This is a genomic window from Chitinophaga sp., from assembly GCF_035761305.1.
Taxonomy (GTDB): Bacteria; Bacteroidota; Bacteroidia; order Chitinophagales; family Chitinophagaceae; genus Chitinophaga.
Genome location: NZ_DASTRI010000152.1, coordinates 61,690 through 81,156, shown reverse-complemented (window position 1 = coordinate 81,156; position 19,467 = coordinate 61,690). Strand labels below are relative to the sequence as shown.

Annotated in this window: 16 protein-coding genes and 1 other RNA gene; 7 read left to right on the top strand and 10 right to left on the bottom strand. The window is 51.2% G+C overall.

What is annotated here, in order from left to right; translation table 11 throughout:
- The 6 genes from VFS25_RS13380 to VFS25_RS13355 all read left to right on the top strand — a co-directional run.
- Positions 1-574, top strand: a 574-nt coding sequence (locus VFS25_RS13380; RefSeq protein WP_326462656.1) for a phospholipase D-like domain-containing protein, incomplete at its 5' end; no start/stop codon positions are given.
- 94 nt (positions 575-668) lie between these two features.
- On the top strand, positions 669-1,559 hold the full coding sequence (locus tag VFS25_RS13375; protein WP_326462655.1) for an exopolyphosphatase: 891 nt from the start codon (positions 669-671) through the stop codon (positions 1,557-1,559).
- A 93-nt stretch (positions 1,560-1,652) separates the two neighbouring features.
- Positions 1,653-2,468, top strand: a complete 816-nt coding sequence (gene panB, locus VFS25_RS13370) for a 3-methyl-2-oxobutanoate hydroxymethyltransferase (RefSeq protein WP_326462654.1) — start codon at positions 1,653-1,655, stop codon at positions 2,466-2,468.
- Between the two features lie 43 nt (positions 2,469-2,511).
- Complete coding sequence (locus VFS25_RS13365) at positions 2,512-3,396, top strand: DUF1338 domain-containing protein (RefSeq protein ID WP_326462653.1); 885 nt, start codon at positions 2,512-2,514, stop codon at positions 3,394-3,396.
- Between the two features lie 160 nt (positions 3,397-3,556).
- A complete protein-coding gene (locus tag VFS25_RS13360) occupies positions 3,557-5,086 on the top strand; it encodes an aldehyde dehydrogenase family protein (protein WP_326462652.1) in 1,530 nt (509 codons plus the stop codon).
- 816 nt (positions 5,087-5,902) lie between these two features.
- The gene (locus VFS25_RS13355; protein ID WP_326462651.1) at positions 5,903-7,573 is read left to right on the top strand and encodes a S8 family peptidase; all 1,671 of its coding nucleotides are present in this window, start codon (positions 5,903-5,905) and stop codon (positions 7,571-7,573) included.
- A 164-nt stretch (positions 7,574-7,737) separates the two neighbouring features.
- On the opposite strand, the gene VFS25_RS13350 is transcribed toward VFS25_RS13355, so the two are convergent.
- The 10 genes from VFS25_RS13350 to bioD form a co-directional block, all read right to left on the bottom strand.
- Positions 7,738-8,163 carry a DUF4870 domain-containing protein gene (locus VFS25_RS13350; protein WP_326462650.1) on the bottom strand — a complete coding sequence of 142 codons (426 nt, stop codon included), beginning with the start codon at positions 8,161-8,163 and terminating at the stop codon, positions 7,738-7,740.
- Positions 8,164-8,215: 52 nt separating this feature from the next.
- An RNA gene (gene rnpB, locus VFS25_RS13345) (RNase P RNA component class A) lies at positions 8,216-8,589 on the bottom strand.
- A 23-nt stretch (positions 8,590-8,612) separates the two neighbouring features.
- Positions 8,613-9,638 carry a Smr/MutS family protein gene (locus VFS25_RS13340; protein WP_326462649.1) on the bottom strand — a complete coding sequence of 342 codons (1,026 nt, stop codon included), beginning with the start codon at positions 9,636-9,638 and terminating at the stop codon, positions 8,613-8,615.
- Positions 9,639-9,773: 135 nt separating this feature from the next.
- On the bottom strand, positions 9,774-10,211 hold the full coding sequence (locus tag VFS25_RS13335; RefSeq protein WP_326462648.1) for a DoxX family membrane protein: 438 nt from the start codon (positions 10,209-10,211) through the stop codon (positions 9,774-9,776).
- Between the two features lie 602 nt (positions 10,212-10,813).
- The gene (locus VFS25_RS13330) at positions 10,814-12,466 is read right to left on the bottom strand and encodes an amino acid permease (protein WP_326462647.1); all 1,653 of its coding nucleotides are present in this window, start codon (positions 12,464-12,466) and stop codon (positions 10,814-10,816) included.
- 78 nt (positions 12,467-12,544) lie between these two features.
- Positions 12,545-13,516 (bottom strand): polyprenyl synthetase family protein, encoded by a 972-nt coding sequence (locus tag VFS25_RS13325; RefSeq protein WP_326462646.1) that lies wholly within the window; start codon positions 13,514-13,516, stop codon positions 12,545-12,547.
- 34 nt (positions 13,517-13,550) lie between these two features.
- Positions 13,551-15,689 (bottom strand): ribonuclease R, encoded by a 2,139-nt coding sequence (rnr, locus tag VFS25_RS13320; protein WP_326462645.1) that lies wholly within the window; start codon positions 15,687-15,689, stop codon positions 13,551-13,553.
- Positions 15,690-15,700: 11 nt separating this feature from the next.
- Complete coding sequence (gene lpxK / locus VFS25_RS13315) at positions 15,701-16,783, bottom strand: tetraacyldisaccharide 4'-kinase (protein WP_326462644.1); 1,083 nt, start codon at positions 16,781-16,783, stop codon at positions 15,701-15,703.
- Positions 16,784-16,785: 2 nt separating this feature from the next.
- Complete coding sequence (locus VFS25_RS13310) at positions 16,786-17,361, bottom strand: 5-formyltetrahydrofolate cyclo-ligase (protein WP_326462643.1); 576 nt, start codon at positions 17,359-17,361, stop codon at positions 16,786-16,788.
- A gap of 13 nt (positions 17,362-17,374) precedes the next feature.
- Positions 17,375-18,004 carry a dethiobiotin synthase gene (gene bioD, locus VFS25_RS13305; RefSeq protein WP_326462642.1) on the bottom strand — a complete coding sequence of 210 codons (630 nt, stop codon included), beginning with the start codon at positions 18,002-18,004 and terminating at the stop codon, positions 17,375-17,377.
- 99 nt (positions 18,005-18,103) lie between these two features.
- Between bioD and VFS25_RS13300 the strand changes: the two genes are divergently transcribed.
- Positions 18,104-19,462, top strand: a complete 1,359-nt coding sequence (locus VFS25_RS13300) for a pyridoxal-phosphate dependent enzyme (RefSeq protein WP_326462641.1) — start codon at positions 18,104-18,106, stop codon at positions 19,460-19,462.
- Positions 19,463-19,467: the final 5 nt, after the last annotated feature.

The window sequence follows — 19,467 nt, the reverse complement described above, 5'->3', positions numbered from 1 at the left end:
AACCTGCACCACCCTGCCGGTAAGCCCGTATAACATGCGCCCGTTCTTTCTGCGGATGATAGACCGCGAGATCAGGAATGCGCGGCATAAAAAGCACGCCGCCATGATCATTAAAATGAACTCCCTGTCGGACCCGGAAATGATAGCCAAGCTGTATGAAGCCGCAAAGGAAGGTGTGGACATTAAGATGGTGATACGGGGCATTTGCTGCGCCTATACCGAAAATAAGAAGTGGAAAAAGAATATGTATGCCGTGAGCATTGTAGATGAATACCTGGAGCATGCCCGCGTGTTTATTTTCCATAACGGCGGGCAGGAAAGGGTGTTCATCGCCTCGTGCGACTGGATGCTGCGCAACCTCGACCACCGTGTAGAAGCTGCGGCCCCCATCCTGGACCCCGTGATAAAGCAGGAGCTGAAAGATATTATGAACATTCAGCTCAGCGGCAATATAAAAACCCGGATACTGGATAATGAGCAGAAAAATGAATACCGCCGTGATAACTCCGGTAAAAAGATACGTTCCCAGATAGAGATCTATAAATACCTGCACGATAAGCAGTACCCGGGTTAATGTGCAAATGTGCAGATGTACAAATGTTAATGCAGCCCTATCAATTCATCTGCACATTCGCACATCTGCACATTTTATTTTCTATCTTGCAACCATGAAACTTGCTGCTATAGACATTGGTTCCAACGCTGCACGGTTACTTATATCAGAAGCATCGCCCAAAAGCAACGGCGAAATGGATTTCACCAAGGTAAACCTGGTACGGGTGCCGTTGCGTTTAGGCTTCGACGTTTTCAGCACCGGCGTCATTTCGGAGCAAAAGTGTACAGACCTGCTTAATACGGTAAAAGCCTACAAGCTGCTGCTGGAGGTGTACGGCGTTAAATACCTGAAGGCCTGCGCCACTTCGGCCATGCGCGACGCCAGCAACGGCGGTGAGCTGATGAAGCAGGTAAAACAGCAAACCGGTATAGACATACGGATTATTACCGGTGAGGAAGAAGCCTCTTTTATTTATGAGAACCATGTAGCAGAACACATGGCTGCCACCAGCTCTTACCTGTATATTGATGTAGGCGGCGGCAGTACAGAGCTCACCTTTTTCAGCAACAGCAAGCTGGTATTTAAAACCTCGGTAAACATAGGCACCATACGCCTGCTGCAGAACCAGGTAACAGAAGCCCACTGGCAGCTGCTGAAAGATACCATTAAGCAGCAGGTAAAAGGCTACGGCCCCATAACCGCCATCGGCTCCGGCGGTAACATCAATAAAATATTTTCCCTGTCAAAACGTAAAGAGGGCAAACCGCTGTCGCTGGAAACCCTCAAAGACTACTACAAAGAGTTCAGCAGCTTTTCGGTGGAAGAGCGTATTCACCTGTACAACCTGCGGGAAGACCGGGCCGATGTAATTGTGCCGGCGCTGCAGATATACGTGAATGTTATGCGCTGGGCCGACGCCAATGAAATTTACGTGCCCAAGATCGGCCTGGCCGACGGTCTCATACAGGCGCTATATGCTGAGATCAGCAGCAACCTCCCATAAAAAATTTGCCGTAGTGATCAATATATTCCCCAAATTTGTGCACCTGAATGCGGGTGCAACTCCCGTTATTGATTATTAACAGCTTATTATCAAATGTCTGTACACAAAGAAGTAAAACGCGTAACCACCCATATACTGCAAAAAATGAAGGCAGACGGGGAGAAAATATCCATGCTTACAGCTTACGATTATTCTATGGCCCGCATTTTCGATGATGCAGGCATGGATGTAATACTGGTAGGCGACTCTGCCTCCAACGTAATGGCCGGCCATGAAACCACCCTGCCCATTACCCTGGACCAGATGATTTACCACGCCTCCTCCGTGGTAAGGGCTATTAAACGCAGCTTTGTGGTGGTAGACCTTCCCTTTGGCTCTTACCAGGGCAACTCAAAGGAAGCCCTCAGCTCCGCCATCCGTATTATGAAGGAAACCGGCGCGCACGGTATTAAGATAGAAGGCGGGGAAGAGATCATTGAGTCGGTAAAACGCATTATATCGTCCGGGGTACCGGTAATGGGCCACCTGGGCCTTACGCCGCAGTCTATTTACAAATTCGGCACCTATGCGGTGCGTGCTACGGAAGAAGCAGAGGCCCAAAAGCTGCTGCAGGACGCCGTGCTGCTGCAGAACGCTGGCTGCTTTGCCATTGTGCTGGAAAAAATACCCGCCATGCTGGCCAAAAAGGTAGCTGAAACAGTGCATATACCCATTATTGGCATTGGCGCCGGCCGTTATGTAGACGGGCAGGTGCTGGTAATGCATGATATGCTGGGCATTAACAAAGAGTTTAAGCCCCGCTTTTTACGCCGCTACCTGAACTTGTACGAAGAGATACTGAATGCCACGCAGCAGTATATAGCCGACGTAAAAAGCCACGATTTCCCCAATGAGAAGGAGCAGTACTAATTAATAATTAAGAATGAATAGTTAATAATACACCAAAACACTTATGCTACAACAAGTACTCCACGGCCTTATGCAGCGCTACATGGAGCGGGTGCCGGATGTAAAGGCCATTATACAGGCCATGCTGCAGGAAGGCATTATTGCAAACCCGGAAGCCATAGAAAATGATCACATTGCTTTCCGTACCATGGGCGTGCCGCAGCTGGGCATACAATCGCTGGAAAAAATATTCCTGCGTTACGGCTATACGAAAAAAGACGCCTACCGCTTTTCCGAAAAAAAGCTGGACGCCTTCTGGTATGCGCCGCCGGCCCCGCAGTACCCGCGCATCTTTATCAGCGAGCTGCGGGTGCAGGACCTGAGCCCCCGCGCGCAGGAGATCATATTAAGCTATACCGCCGAAGTAAAAGCCGATCCGGTAAATACCCTGAACCTGGATGATGCCGCTGCTGTAGACGCTTTCCTGCACAGCGGTTTATGGCGGCTGCCTACACTCGAAGATTACAGCCGGCTGGCCGAAGAAAGCGAGTACGCCGCCTGGGTGATATACAACCGCTATTACCTGAACCACTTTACTATTAGCGTACATAACCTGCCGCCGGGCTACAATACTATCGGGGAGTTCAACGCCTTCCTGGAAGGCAAAGGCTTTACACTCAACAATGCCGGCGGTAAAATAAAGGTAAGTCCCGATGGCGCCCTGCTGCAAAGCGCTACCGTTGCCAACATGATCACCGCTACCTTTGCCAATCATGCCACCTGCCGCATAGCAGGCTCGTATGTGGAGTTTGCAGAAAGAAAAGTGCTGCCCCGGTACGCGCACCTGCCGGCTGCCGCCATAAAGCGGGAACACCGCCGCGACGGCTTTGAAGCCGGCAATGCCGATAAAATATTTGAAAGCACCTACCGCTCGCAAACAGGGAGTTAGCCTAAAAGCGGAAAGCATAAAGCATAAAGCTGAAAGCACAAAGCGGAAAGCGGAAGGCCAAAGCGGAAGCAATAGCTGCGGTGGATGAGCGTAAAAGGCTGCGTTCACAGCTGCGCCTGCGTTACCTGCTGTTAATCCAAATTAATTTAAATTGCACCCCATGATAGCAGATATTCTCAAAACATTTAACATACCAGCCCGGCACAGCGGTGTAAGCACCGGCAAACAATGGCTTACCGGCACCGGTGAGGTGCTCACCTCCTTTTCACCGGTTGACGGGGAAGAGATTGCACAGGTGCAAAGCGCCGGCAAGGATGAATTTGATGCTGTGGTAGCCGCTGCTGAGCAGGCTTTTAAAGAATGGCGGGATTGGCCGGCGCCCAAACGTGGCGACGTAGTGCGCCAGGTTGGCGACGCCCTGCGCAAGCACAAAACAGCCCTGGGCAAGCTGGTATCTTACGAAATGGGAAAAAGCCTCCAGGAAGGCTATGGCGAAGTACAGGAAATGATAGACATCTGCGACTTTGCCGTGGGCCTCTCCCGCCAGTTGTACGGCCTTTCCATGCATTCTGAAAGGCCGGGCCACCGCATGTATGAGCAGTGGCATCCGCTGGGGATAGTGGGTATTATTTCGGCCTTTAACTTCCCCGTAGCCGTGTGGAGCTGGAATGCCATGCTGGCATGGGTTTGCGGCGACGTATGCATCTGGAAACCGTCTGAAAAAACACCCGTTACCGCAATGGCCTGCCAGCACATTGTACAAAGTGTATTTGCCGCCAACCAGGTACCGGAGGGCGTTTGCTGCCTGGTAACCGGTGGCCGCGAAGCTGGCGAGTGGCTTACGCACGACACCCGCATACCGCTGGTATCTGCCACGGGATCTACCCGCATGGGCAAAGCCGTAGGCAGCGCAGTAGGCGCACGCCTGGGCCGGGCATTGCTGGAGTTGGGCGGTAACAATGCCATTATTATTTCAGAATCTGCCGACCTGGATATGGCTTTGATCGGCTGCGTGTTTGGAGCGGTAGGCACTGCCGGGCAGCGCTGTACCTCTACCCGCCGCCTCATTATCCACGAAAGCGTGTACGACACCTTTACCCAAAAGCTGGTGAATGCCTACAAGCAGCTGCGCATAGGCGACCCGTTAAATGAGGTGAACCATGTAGGCCCGCTGATAGATAAGAACGCCGTTACAATGTACCAGCTTGCGCTGGAGCAGATTGCCAAACAGGGCGGCCGTTTCCTGGTAGAAGGCCGCGTGCTGGAAGGTAAAGGGTTTGAGTCCGGCTGCTATGTGCAGCCCTGCATAGCAGAAGTGCAAAACCATTATGATATTGTGCAGCATGAAACGTTTGCGCCTATACTATATGTAATGAAGTACAAAACCCTGGCAGAAGCTATTGATATGCAGAATGGCGTACCACAAGGGCTTTCATCCGCCATTATGACGCTGAACCTGCGTGAGGCGGAACAGTTCCTTTCCGTTGCAGGTTCCGACTGCGGCATCGCCAATGTAAACATCGGCACCTCCGGCGCGGAAATAGGCGGCGCTTTTGGCGGGGAAAAAGACACAGGCGGCGGCCGGGAAAGCGGCTCCGATGCCTGGAAGAACTACATGCGCCGCCAAACCAATACCATCAACTACTCAAACCGTTTGCCGCTGGCGCAGGGCATTGAATTTGGCCTGTAACAGCATTGCTTTTCTACAGCCTATCCCGGTGCTGTTCCTGTGCAGGTAAGTAAAATCTGGCCTGCCCGCACTGCTTTTTACAACTGGCCCTTCCGGAATATGTGCCTCCCGGAAGGGCCTTTTTTACGTCCCTGCTTGCAACAGCTTTGCAATTGCATAAAATAAATATTAAATATAAGGAGCATTAACTGGTAGGCCCGGGAGATGACCGGCTTTCTTACTGCTATTGTAACAGCATGATTTTGTATAGCTTACAAAAAAATAAGCGAGGTTAGAGAACCCCGCTTTTTCGTTAAACGGAAACCATGCTTATGAGAAAAACATCTGAGAAGCCGAAGATGGCTTTCAAATATTCTTCTAGCGATAAATATGATACTTTTTTCCGACAATTCATATTCTACTTTTGTGCTATAATCCTTTCTTGTTGCCATCTGCCCCGGGGCTTTTTGGAACCACTGGTTGCATAGGCGGTCCAAAGGGATTTCATGCCGCACATAAATACCTGGTTTACATTTATTTATCAGCACTTGTTTTATGCATTGCATAAATCCAACACTATGCTACATGCAGGCAAAAAAGCAAGCGTTTTTGCAATAGAAAAAACCGGTTGCAATTTTTCTTGTCGGCGATCATCTTTTTTTAACGCTTGTCAGAATGTTGTCTTGTCGTAATGCCATTTTACATATCTTTAACCAATTATGGTATTTAAATTGTTTATCATAAGACGTTTATTTACCTACATTATATTACAAGTGTTTTTTATTGAGAACCTGTCTGTAATGCAAGGGGTTCCATCTGACTTAAATTAAAAAATAAATGATTTTACGTAGAGCAGTGGCCATACTGGCGGGAAGTGTAGCGCTGATGACAGCATCTGCAAGCACATTTGCCCAGGGCACTTCCGTACCCAGGAACTGGCACTTATTGAGCTATGAAAAGGACAGTGTACTGGGAATTAGCGCAGAGAGGGCCTACCAGGAACTGTTAAAGGGGAAAAAGAGCACACCGATAGTAGTGGCTGTAGTTGACTCGGGCATTGACACTACCCACGAAGATCTCCGTTCTATTCTTTGGACCAACCCAAAAGAAATTCCGGGCAACAATAAAGATGATGATGGCAACGGCTATGTGGATGATATTCACGGCTGGAACTTCCTGGGCGGCAAAGACGGCCGCAGCGTAAAGGAAGCCTCTGACGAAGCCACCCGCGAGTACCTGCGCTACCGCCGCATTTACGGCCCTAACCCCGACTCTACCCTGGACCCCACCTCCCGGGAATATGCTTACTGGAAAAAACTGGTGGAAAAAGTGGTAAAGCCTACCAGCCAGTACAAAGCATCTTACCGCACCATGACCAAACTGCATGAGAACATGCAGAAATGCGCCAACATTCTGACCACCTTCCTGAAAACAGACGACTTTAACGGCGAACGCCTGGACAGCGTTGAAACACCGGACCAGGACGTAATGCTGGCCAAAAACTTCATGATCCGCCTGCTGCAGAGCACCGGCGAACAGAACGTATCTTACCAGGATTTTAAATCCGAGTTTGAAGAATACATTGACGATCTGAAAAAGAAAGCAGAAAGAGCAGACGAAGGAGAAATAGATAACCGCAAGGAAATTGTAGGCGATAATACGGAAGACATTAACGACAAATACTACGGCAACAATGATGTAATGGGCGATTTTGCCTTCCATGGCACGCACGTATCCGGCATTATTGCCGCTGCCCGCGATAACGGCCTGGGGATAGACGGTGTGGCTGATAATGTACGCATTATGGCCGTAAAAGTAGTGCCCGACGGCGATGAACGTGATAAGGACGTGGCCCTGGGCATCCGCTATGCGGTAGACAACGGCGCCCGGATCATTAATATGAGCTTCGGCAAAGGGCTTTCGCCGCATAAAGATTGGGTGGACGACGCCATTAAGTATGCCGAGTCAAAAGGCGTGCTGCTGATACATGCCGCCGGCAACGACGCCAGCGATAATGACGTGGTAGATAACTTTCCCAGCCCGCACTTTAACGACCATACCCGCGCTACCAATGTGATTACAGTGGGCGCATCCGGCTCGGGCCGCCGCTCATCCAAAGTGGCTAACTTCTCCAACTATGGTAAAAGAGAAGTAGACCTGTTTGCACCAGGTGTACAAATCTACTCAACTGTGCCGGGTGGCAACAAATACGGCAGCGCCAGCGGCACCAGTATGGCCGCCCCGGTGGTGACCGGCGTAGCGGCGCTGGTACTCTCCTACTATCCTGAGCTTACTGCCGAGCAGCTGAAAATGGTGCTGGAAAAAAGCGTACAGCCGGTAGACGATATGGTAACCAAACCAGGCACAGAAGAAAAAGTACCTTTCAGCAGCCTGTCTGCAACAGGAGGTATAGTAAATGCCTACAACGCCCTGAAAATGGCTGATACCCTTACCGGCGGCGATAAAAAGAAAGGCAAGGCTAAAATGCAGCCGGTGAAAAAAGGGTAATTAATAATGAAGAATGAATAATTAATAATAAAGGGCGGAAACGTGTAAAAGCGGTTTCTGTGCTAAAAAATAAAAAGCGCTAAATGCAGTGAGCATATCACTTCATTTAGCGCTTTTTCAATACAACTCCCATCCCCTCATTATTCATTCTTCATTATTAATTATTATTTGACCAGTCGCAGGGAAACCGGGTACCGGTAACGGATGCCCCTGTTGGCCCTTACAGCGGCAATAATAGAAAAAATAATGTTCAGCAGGGCTACAATGCCATGCAGGGTTATAAAGGAAAAGCCGAAGCCATGCCAGCCCCACCCGTCAAAATCATAATTATCGCGCCAGATGTGGCGGAAAGCCCATATGCCATGGCGTATGCTGTACAGGATGCCAATGGCTACATTTATCAGGCTTAATGTGATCTGGAAGTTGAGGGCTTCCTTTCCCTGGTCGTCAACAAAAGCGGAGTCGTTGCGTTTGATGAGCCACATAACCAGCGCTCCAATGATATTGCCCACAAACGAAAGGATGAACATGCCTATAAGGCCGCCCAGGTGTACCAGCGCCCCCCAGGTTCTTTCTTGATTTTGATCCATAAAGTATAAGCGTTTTAGTTTGGTTGCTGCGGCATTGGTACAAACAATAACATAAAACTACAAACCTGTAAGCCGGATTCTGTATTCCGGTTTGCACCGGAACTGCTATCATTTATCTGCGATGACGCTCACACGCCACCTGTATCTGCCTACCCTCAGTCATTGGACGGGCCGCCCTCAAACGACTGTATACATGGCATTTCAGCACGCAAGGTTTACCCTTCCTGCATGTTACCATGCCGGAACGTGGGCCCTTACCCCACATTTTCACCCTTACCCCGGCAAGCCGTGGCGGTTATTTTCTGTGGCACTGTCTGTATTCTCCGCCTGGCGGAGAACCCCACCCGTTAGGTGGTGCGTTGCCCTATGCTGTCCGGACTTTCCTTCCTTCCGTTTAACGGGAAAGACGATAGCACGGTTTGTAGTTTACGTTATTGTTGTTAAAGGTACTAATATTTAAAAAATATCTCCGTTGCGCCGTAACCGTACCGCGGATGGTACTCGTTCACAAAGTTGCCTACCTCCGGCGTTTGCCGCAGCAGCTGGTGTATTTCATCGCGCAGCTTGCCTTTCCCCAGGCCGTGTATCACAATCATGGAAGGCTGCCGGTGCGAGATGGCCAAATCCAGGTAGCGCTGGAACTCGTTCAGCTGTATGGCCAGTATGGCAATGTTGCTCAGGCCCCGCCAGTCGTTCGTGATCTTTTCTATGTGCAGGTCCACCTCATACCGGGGCTCCAGGGGCGCATCCGGCGCCAGCTGGATATTGCTGTATAAGGGCGACATTCTGCCAATATCATCCGGCTCAAAACCATAGTGGGTTTCGGCCTGCTTTTCAGGGTACTTTTCAAACAGCGGAAAGCTGAGCATGGCATCCCTGCGCAGGTGCAGGTCGTTCAGCTGCTGGAACAGCTGTTTGGGCTTTATTTTCCACACTTTATGAAAAGAGGGCGCCAGCCTGGGATTTTTATCGCGCAGGTAAAAGGTAAATTCAAAACGGGGGTTATCGTTCAGCGACTCAAACAGCAGGTCTGACAGGTAAAAGTGGCTGAAAGGCTGCAGGTCGTTCTTTATTTCCAGGTCCAGCTGCTGTTTCAGCCATACCCGGAAGTGCAGGGTATAGCTGTGTTGCGTTTCATTCAGTAAATGAAATTTCAGCAGCTGTATCTGCTCTTCATACCCATCCAGCTGGTACACCGGCAGTATGGAGAGGAACATGCCCTTTTCTGTTTTAATGTCCTGGTATTTTTTCTTTTCCACAGGCAACTCATCGCCGGCAATTTTGCGGGGTGGTGTTACGGCCTGCTTCTTTTCGGTGAAGCGGTAGAAATAGGGAAAGTCAATCTGGTCGAGATATACGGGAAAAGTAATGTTACCTACTTCTACCATTACCATATCACCGTTCACAATATCTACTACAGTGCCTTCCTCCTTTGAATGGAGTAAAATGATCTTATCGCCTATTTCATATTTCATGAGCGCATTCCCGTGAGAAAAAATAACAAATGTAAAATTTCAAATGCAAAATGTAAAAGTCCGTCGGCGGTTTATAAAAGATATACCGCCCGGACTTTTACATGCTACATTTTACATTTAATATTTTACATTCATTCAGGCCGGATGGCGGCGCATATAGTCATCCACAGACAACGGGCCGCTGCCTTCCACCATGAAAAAGATCAGCAGCAGCAGTATGGCTATCGGAAGGCCGGGGATCCTGTACACCAGGAACAATTCTGTTGGAGAATGGACAAAGAAAACGGCCCCTAACAGTACCGGTATGTTCACTAATACCGATACCCTGGTTAACAAACCTAATGCAATGAGCAGGCCGCCTGCCAGGTGGGCGAATACCACGTAATGCCCTAACCAGATGGATATTACGGCCAGCTTGGGGTTGTCATTGATCGTGGAGATCAATGCATCGCGGTTCTGTATGAACAATACGCCCATAAAGAACAGGAAAATGCCTAAACAGATACGTACGATATCCAGCCATTTCGGATGGTGCCGGTCGCCCCAGATTTCAATTTGCTGTAATAGTTTCATAACAAATCAGTTTTAGGATCAAAGAGCTATACTGAAGTTACAAAAAAAGGGCCGGATTATTATCAGGCCTGATTTGGCTGGGGCGTAGCGGCACCTTCCCTGCAGCTCCGGATTGCGCCCGCCTGTTTCAAGCTCAAGCGACGTACACCTTCCTGGTGATACGTACCTTCCCTGCAGCTCCAGCTCCGGACTGCGCCTGCCTGTTTCAAGCTCAAGCAACGTACACCTTCCTGGTGATACGTACCTTTCCTGCAGCTCCAGCTCCGGATTGCGCCCGCCTGTTCGGAACACGGATTGGGCAAAGAAGGTCGTAGCGGCTGTATCTTACTATGAAGCTTTATCAAGCGTGGCACACCGGGCAAGGTCCGTCGTTTGGAGCTGCCAGGGAGCGGTGTGTATATGTGTAGGTGTTCGCGTTGTAAGAGAGCAGTGCAGTAATGTGTAAAGGCTATGTAGGGCCATAGATCTGGATATACAAGGATGGCCCTGTTATGGAAAACTAATACCCTATCGCCTATACGATGATAACATAGATGTGTACCTGGTACGGAGCGCGCCGTGTGACGGCGCCGAATGGTCATACTATCCATGTATAGATATACCTATGCCTCTACTCCAACGGCAGCGGGTTCTGTATTCAGCTTGCTGTTACGGTAGCTGTAGGTGAAGTAGATCACCAGCCCGATGATGAGCCAGATCGCAAAAACAACCCAGTTTTTGAGGCCCATTTCGGTCATCAGGTAAAAGCAGCTTAACAGGCCCAGCACCGGTATCAGCGATAGCCTGCGGGTGAAGGAGAAGATCGTGATCAGCACGGCTACAATGCTGAACAGGAAAAAGGGAATATTATGCTTCCATACGTCCCAACCGCCGGCAAAGGACCACTTTTCCTGCAGCTGCGTGTGAAACAGGATAATAAACAGCACTACCAGCGCCGGTACAATCCACCGGCCGTTAATGTAAGGCAGGCGGAAACGCTGGGTATCGCCGCCCTCATCACGGGGCAGCAGCAGCACGCCGCCGCATACCAGGATAAAGGCAAACAGGGTGCCTATGCTGGTAAGGTTAGTTACAATGGTAAGGTTCAGGAACAAGGCCGGTACGCCTACCAATATGCCGGTAATAATGGTGGCAAAGGAAGGCGTTTTAAAGCGCGGGTGTACCTTGCTGAAACGCCGTGGCAGCAGGCCATCGCGGCTCATGCTCATCCATATGCGGGGCTGCCCTATCTGGAACACCAGCAGCACGCTGGTGGTAGCTATTACGGCGCTCACGGAAATAATATAGCTGATCCAGGGCAGCTTCACCACATCAAACACATAAGCCAGCGGATCGGCCACCTTCAGCTGGGTAAAAGGCACCATGCCGGTAAGCACCAGCGAAATAAGGATGTACAGCACCGTACAGATCACCAGGGAGTAAAACATGCCCTTGGGCAGATCGCGCTGCGGATTGGTACACTCCTCCGCCGTAGTACTTACCGCATCAAACCCGATATAGGCAAAAAATACGGCCGACACGCCTTTGAGCACGCCGGAAAAGCCGTTGGGCATAAAGGGATGCCAGTTATCGGTGTTCACATAAAAGGCACCCAGCACAATCACAAACAGGATGATAAGTATTTTGAAGGCCACCATAAAGTTGGCGCTGCGCTTGCTCTCCTGGATGCCTACATAGGCCAGCCAGGTAATGAACACCACCACCAGGAAGGCCGGCAGGTTCAGAATAATGGGAAGGCCGCCGATGTGCGGCGCCGCCGCCAGCACTTGGGGCGTGGCATTATCATAGTTGCTGGTTAGCCAGCCGGGCAACGGCAGCCCGATTCCGGCCAGGAGGTTATTAAAATAGCCGCTCCATGAAATGGCAACGGCTATATTTCCAATGGCATATTCCAGTATCAGCGACCACCCGATTACCCAGGCAGCCAGCTCACCAAATGTTACATATGAATACGTGTAAGCGCTGCCCGATACCGGCACGCGCGACGCAAACTCCGCATAGCACAGGGCAGAAAAACCGCAGGTTACCGCAGTAATAACAAACAGCACAGATACGCCCGGGCCGCCGTGGAAAGAGGCTTCGCCAATGGTGGAGAATATGCCGGCGCCAATAACAGCGGCAATGCCCATAGCGGTAAGGTCTTTCACCTTCAGCACCCGGTGCAGCGATCCGGCCCCGTGCGCCTCCAGTAACCCTTCCCTTGCATCTTTCAGTATAGTGGATAACGATTTCCTGCGGAATAACGAATTAGACAAAGCAAGTTCAATTTTGGTGATCTGCGAATATAATGATTTACGCCGGCAGGCGCATTGATTTTGCCGGGCCTGCTCCCCTTAGTGCTGCCGGCTTAACAGGAAATCGGCCAGCTCCAGCAGCGGCTTTTTACGGGAGGAGATCACAGCTATGCTTTCCAGGTCGTCAAATGCCTTTTGCTGGAAACGCTCCTTTTCCTTTTCGGCCCAGCTATCTACCTGGCAGTCGTGGAATAGCTGCAGCACCTGCGCTACCTTATCGTCCGGGTTGGTGCTGAGCAGCTCGCGCAAACGGGTGCGCTGCGCGGGATTGCACAGCTCCAGGGCCTTCAGCAGCAGAAAGGTTTTTTTATTGGCCAGTATATCGCCGCCCTGTTGCTTGCCAAACTTTTCCGGGTCGCCAAAAGCATCCAGGTAATCGTCCTGTATTTGAAAGGCAATGCCTATGTTTCTACCGAAACCGTATAAATACCCCTGGTTGCCCTCACTGCCGCCGCCTATAATGGCGCCCATCTGCAGGGAAGCCGCCAGCAGCACCGAAGTTTTCAGGGCAATCATGTTCACGTAATCATCGTACTGCAGCTGCGCAGGGTCCATGGCTTCCATGTCCATATCCAGCTGCTGTCCTTCGCACACCTGTATGGCGGCGCGGTTAAACACCGACATGATCTTTTGCTTATAGCGGCTTTGCACCTTATTCAGGCATTCATACACGTATATGAGCATGGCATCGCCGGCGAGTATGGCGGCCGGCTCCCCGTACAGCGTATGTACGGTAGGGTTATTCCGGCGCAGCGGCGCCTTATCCATTATATCGTCGTGAATAAGGGTAAAGTTGTGGAACAGCTCTACGGCATTGCCTACCTGCCAGGCATCGGGGTGAATAGTGTCGAACAGCTCATTGCCCATCAGGGCCAGCACCGGGCGTATGCGCTTGCCTCCTATTTTCAGGATGTGGTAGGTGGCTTTGTACAGCGTGGCTGGCTGGTCGGGGAAATGTTGCTGGTCAAATTGCTGGATAAACTGTGCTGTTAGTTCCTGAAAAGAATGCATGGCGTAAATAAAGTATGAAATAAGATGTAGATGATTAAAGCTCTTTTTTCCCGGACCGTGTTTTTGTATTAGCCGGCTTGCCTGCGGCAGCATTGGCTGCTTTAGCTTTGGCCTTTGGTTTGGATCGGGCCCCGGACTTTTTACCTGCAGCAGTTTGCTGCTGCCTGCCGCCGCGCTTAGGTTTGGCGGCGCTGCGGGGTCTGGAGCCGGCTTCCAGGTCTTCCACCAGGTCGTAATCCAGCTGGCGTTTGGTGAGGTTGGCGGCCAGCACCCGTATCTTCACCTTGTCGCCTATACGGAAACGAACACCGGTATGCAGGCCCACCAGTGCATATTCTGCTTCATCGTGCTTAAATTCATCGCGGGCCATGAGGTTGTGAATGCTCACCAGGCCTTCGCATTTGGTATCAATGGTTTCTACCCAAAAACCAAAATGCGCCACACCGCTGATCACCCCGTCAAAGGTATCGCCAACAAACTGCTGCATATATTCTACCTGCTTATACTTGTTGGCGGCGCGCTCTGCTTCCATGGCCTTGCGTTCCATTTCGGAGCTGTGGCGGCACTTCTTTTCCATGTACTTGTCCGGGTGAATATCGTTGGCCAGGCATTGCGCCAGCACGCGGTGGGCCAGTATATCGGGGTAGCGGCGTATAGGCGAGGTAAAGTGGCAGTAGTCTTCAAATCCTAACCCGTAGTGCCCGATATTATCTGTTGTGTACACGGCTTTGGCCATCGTTCGGATGCCGATGGTTTCCAGCACGTGCTGCTCGGGCTTGCCTTTGGCCAGCTGCAGCATTTTATTAAAGGAGCGGGCAATACTGTCGGGGTTATCCAGGTCAAACTTGTGGCCGAACTTGCGGGCAAATACGGAAAACACCTGCAGCTTTTCCTCATCCGGCGTATCGTGCACACGGTAAGGGAAAGGCACCGGCTGCTTATTCACCTTTATCCTGGACACGTACTCCGCTACCGTGCGGTTGGCCAGCAGCATAAATTCCTCTATCAGCTGGTGGGCTTCCTTACTTTCCTTTACGATAATGCCAATAGGTTTGCCCTGGGGGTCCAGCTGAAAGCGCACCTCCTGGGAGGAGAAATTAATGGCGCCTTCATCAAAGCGGCTCTTACGTAAAATACGGGCTATCCTGTTCAGCAGCAGCACCTCATCCTTATGCGGACCGTCGCTGCGGCCTTCAATAATTTCCTGCACCTCTTCGTAAACAAAGCGGTGGTCGGAGTGTATAACCGTGCGGCCCAGCCAGTGCTGCTTGATCTCTCCTTTTTCATTCATCTGGAAAACGGCAGAAAAGGTAAGCTTATCTTCATGCGGCCGCAGGGAGCACAGCTCGTTGGATATTTTTTCCGGCAGCATGGGCAGCACGCGGTCGGGCAGGTATACAGAGGTGGCGCGTTTATCGGCTTCTTTGTCCAGCGCCGTATCGGGCAGCACATAATGGCTTACGTCGGCAATGTGCACGCCTATTTCGTAATAGCCGCCCCGCAGCTTGCGAACGGAGATGGCGTCGTCAAAATCCTTTGCATCCAGGGGGTCTATTGTAAAGGTGAGGTGTTTGCGGAAATCCTTTCTTTTCCGTACTTCCGCAGTCGTTATTTTCTCTTTCAGGTGCTCCAGCTCGGCGGCCACCTCATCCGGGAAGGCCAGGGGAAAGCCGCTTTCCACCAGTATTTCCTTCATGGCCAGGTCGTTGGTGTCGCTGGCATCCAGTATTTCCACTATTTCACCTACGGGCTTGCGGGTTTTCTCGCCCCAGGCTACAATGCGCACCACGGCTTTGTCGCCCGTTTTTGCTTCGCCCAGGGAGTTGGCGGGTATGTAAATATCGGGTACAAAAGCGCCCCGTTCCGGCACCAGGAAGGCAAAGCCTTTGTTTACCTGCAGGGTGCCTGTAAATTCTGTTTTCTTTCGTTTAAGTATATCCGTTACCACGCCTTCCATGCGGCCGTTGCCTTTGGCGTGCTCTTTCAGCACTTCCAGCAGCACTTCGTCGCCATCCAGCGCGGTGTTCAGGTTTTTCTGTTTTACCAGTATATCTTTCGTTAATCCTTCTACCACTACAAAGGCCATTCCCGAACGTGTTACTTCCACCAGCCCGCGAAATGTTTTCTTTGGACTGTTATTATTGCCTTTTTTTTGTTTTTTCTTTTTACTCATCTCATGTCCCGTTAAGTTCTAATATATGATGTCCCGGCCCCGGCTATATAATCAAAAATATAATTATTAAATGAATTCCCTTCCCCAAACAGGAAAGATATTTCCACCGGCACTACGGCAATATGCAGGCCAAGCTCCTGTAAGCGGGGCTCCAGCAGGTGCAGTCGCACGGCATCCTTTTCGGTGGTTACCACCCATTTTTCGGCTCCCGGCAAGTCTTTCAGCTCTTTGCTCATCTTTTCCAGGTCGTTGTTGCTGTAGTAGTAATGGTCGGGAAAAGGCAGCAGGAACACATCGTTATAATGCGCTTTTAAATGTGCTACCAGCGGCGCGGGGCGGGCAATGCCGCATACGAGCAGCAGGGTGGCCGCGGCGGGTATGGACACGGGCACGCCGGTAAGCATATCGTATGGTTGTGCGTACTGCAGGCTGGTAAAATACACGCGCTGGTGCGGCAGGGGATTTATTTCGCGCTGCAGGGCCTGTTTTTCCGCTTCCGGCAGACCGGGCGGGCATTTAGACACAATAATGCAGCTGGCCCGCTCATAACCTTTACGGCCTTCGCGCAGGCGGCCAAAGGGCACTACATGGTCGCGGGTAAAAGGGCGGTTATATTCCGTAACCAGGATGTTGAAGCCGGGCTTAATGGAGCGGTGCTGAAAGGCATCGTCCAGCAGTATTACCTGTGTTTCCGGCTTTTCGCCCAGCAGCTGCGGAATGGCCAGCATGCGCTCCTCTCCCACGCATACACTGATGTCCGGGAACTTTTGATGGAACTGCATGGGCTCATCGCCCAGCTGGGCGGCGGTGCTGTGCTCATCGGCCAGCTGATAGCCCCGGGAGCGGCGGTTGTAGCCCCGGCTTAGCGTGGCCACTACAAAAAGGTCTTTTAAAAGCCGTATCAGGTACTCTACATGCGGGGTTTTGCCGGTGCCGCCTACCGACAGGTTGCCCACGGCAATGGTAGGTATGTCAAAGCTTACAGCAGTAAGGGTGCCGGCATCGTATAGGCGGTTCCGTACCCACATTACCAGGCCGTATAGCATGGAAAAGGGGTATAGTAATAATTTCAGGTATTCCAGCGCTTTCTTCATGTTTAAGTGAATTGATGGATAGTAACAGGGGTAACAACAGTTTGCAGCGGTATATCGTGGCTGCCGGCATCTGTAATTGCTTCTACCGGCTCAAAAAGCGACAGGCCAACGGTGCGTACACCGGGCCGGCATTGCTTCAGAAAGCGGTCGTACATGCCTTTGCCGTAGCCTACGCGGTGGCCGGTACGGTCAAAGGCCAGCATGGGCACAAATACCAGGTCAAGCGTATCGGGGTTTACCGGCACGCCGCCATGAGGCTCCGGAATGCCATAGCGGCTTTTCACCAGGGTGGTATGGGCATCCCACAGGAAATGCTCCATAGCGGAGGTACCCAGGTTAGCCCTGCCCAGCACCCACTCCATGGCGGGGTAAGCCTGCCGCATCCATTCGATGATGGGCCAGGTGTTGACCTCTTTTTTTTCCGCAATGGGCAGGAAAATGTGCGTACGGCGTATACCCGCAAGGTTTAGCTGCCGGCAGTTAAAGGCCAGCTGCTGGTTTAGCGCCGCGGCTTCTGTTTCCGGCATGTTCAGCCGGCGTTCCAGGAATTGTTTTCGTATGTCCGTTTTGGTGAACAAGCAAAGTGATTGATCATTTCAGATGAATGAGCTGTTTGGCCTGCAGGGCAATAAAGCTGGCATCTATGGCAGTGGCATGTGCAATACGGCCCAGTTTGGGATAGCCGCTCCAGCGGACAATGTCTTCTTCATTGCTATGGTGCGGGCCATTGAATATCCAGCCCAATACGGGCACGCCGGCCGCCTGCAGCACACGCGCAGTAAGCAGGCTGTGATTAATGCTGCCCAGGTAGTTCTGCGATACAATAATCACACTGGCCTGCAGCTGCTGTATAAGATCCAGCATAAACACGCTCTCATTCAGCGGCACCATTAAACCGCCCGCGCCTTCTATTACCAGCGGGCGGCCCTGCGGCTGCACCAGGTTTGCCTGCTGCAGGATGGGCTCCATTTTAATATGCACCTTTTCCATCCTGGCAGCCAGGTGGGGCGATGCAGGTTCGCGCAAACAATATACCTCTTTATGGCATATGGAAGTAGCATTGGACAGCAGCGAACGCACGGTATCGGTGTCGGTGCCTTCTGTTAAACCCGTTTGTACAGGCTTCCAGTAATCAGCCTTCAGGGCTTGTGTAACACAGGCCGCGGTAACGGTTTTTCCCACCCCTGTGCCTATACCTGTAATGAATATGCGGTTACTCATAACGCGCAAAGATAACGGATGATTGTTGTTTAATGCGCGGCTCCCCTCATTCCTGCCCGGATTTTTTCCCTTATTTTCGCTACAACATAATAACATGCTATGCAATTTTGTAACAACATACTGGAAACAATTGGTCATACCCCGTTAGTAAAACTAAACCGCGTAACCGCCGCCCTGCCCTGTCCTGTGCTGGCCAAGGTGGAGTTTTTTAACCCCGGCAACTCCATTAAGGACCGCATGGCCGTGAAAATGGTGGAGGTAGCAGAGCAGCAGGGCCTGTTAAAACCCGGCGGCACCATTATAGAAGGCACCTCCGGCAATACCGGTATGGGCCTGGCGCTGGCTGCTGTTATAAAAGGCTATAAATGCATTTTCACCACTACCGATAAGCAGTCCAAAGAAAAAATAGACATTCTTAAAGCCGTGGGCGCAGAAGTAATTGTATGCCCTACCAACGTGGAGCCGGATGATCCGCGCTCTTACTACTCCGTAGCGCGGCGGCTGGCCAAAGAAGTACCCAACGCTTTTTATGTAAACCAATATGATAACCTGGCCAACCGGGATGCGCATTATGAGCAAACCGGGCCGGAAATATGGGAGCAAACAGACGGCAAGATCACCCACCTGGTAGTAGCTACCGGCACCGGCGGCACGGTAACCGGCACCGGCCAGTTCCTGAAAGAAAAGAACCCGGCCATTAAGGTGTGGGCTATTGACAGCTACGGCTCGCTGCTTAAAAAGTTCCATGAAACCGGTGAAATAGATATGAGTGAGGTGTACCCTTACATTACCGAAGGTATCGGGGAGGACTTTGTGCCGCAGAACTACGATATGCAGTACATTGACCATTTTGAAAAAGTAACAGATAAGGATGGCGCGGTAATGGCGCGGCGTATAGCCAAGGAAGAAGGCATTTTTGTAGGTTACTCCGCCGGATCGGCCATTGCGGGCCTGCTGCAGCTGAAAGCGCAGCTGAAGCCTTCCGACCTGGTGGTAGTGGTATTTCATGACCATGGCAGCCGCTACGTGGGCAAAGTTTATAACGACCAATGGATGATGGAACGCGGTTTCCTGGATGTAAAAACGGTGAAAGATGTAGTGAACGCCCGCCGCAACCTGCCCCTGGTAACTATTACCGCAGAGGAAAAAGTAAGCGACGCCATTGCTAAAATGAAAAAGTTTGAGATCGAGCACATACCGGTGCTGCATAACAGCGAAGTAATAGGCGCCATATCCGAAGGCGGGCTGTTTAACAAGCTGATGGACAATGTGCACCTGAAAGATGCGCCGGTAAAAGAGGTGATGCAGCACGCTTTCCCCGAAGTAAGCATGGACACGCCCATTGAAAAGCTGGCCGTGTATATTAATAAAGAGAACGGAGCTGTGCTCACCAAAGACGACAGCGGCAGCTACCACATTGTAACCAAGTATGATGTTATACAGGCGCTGGGCAGCTGAGTTTA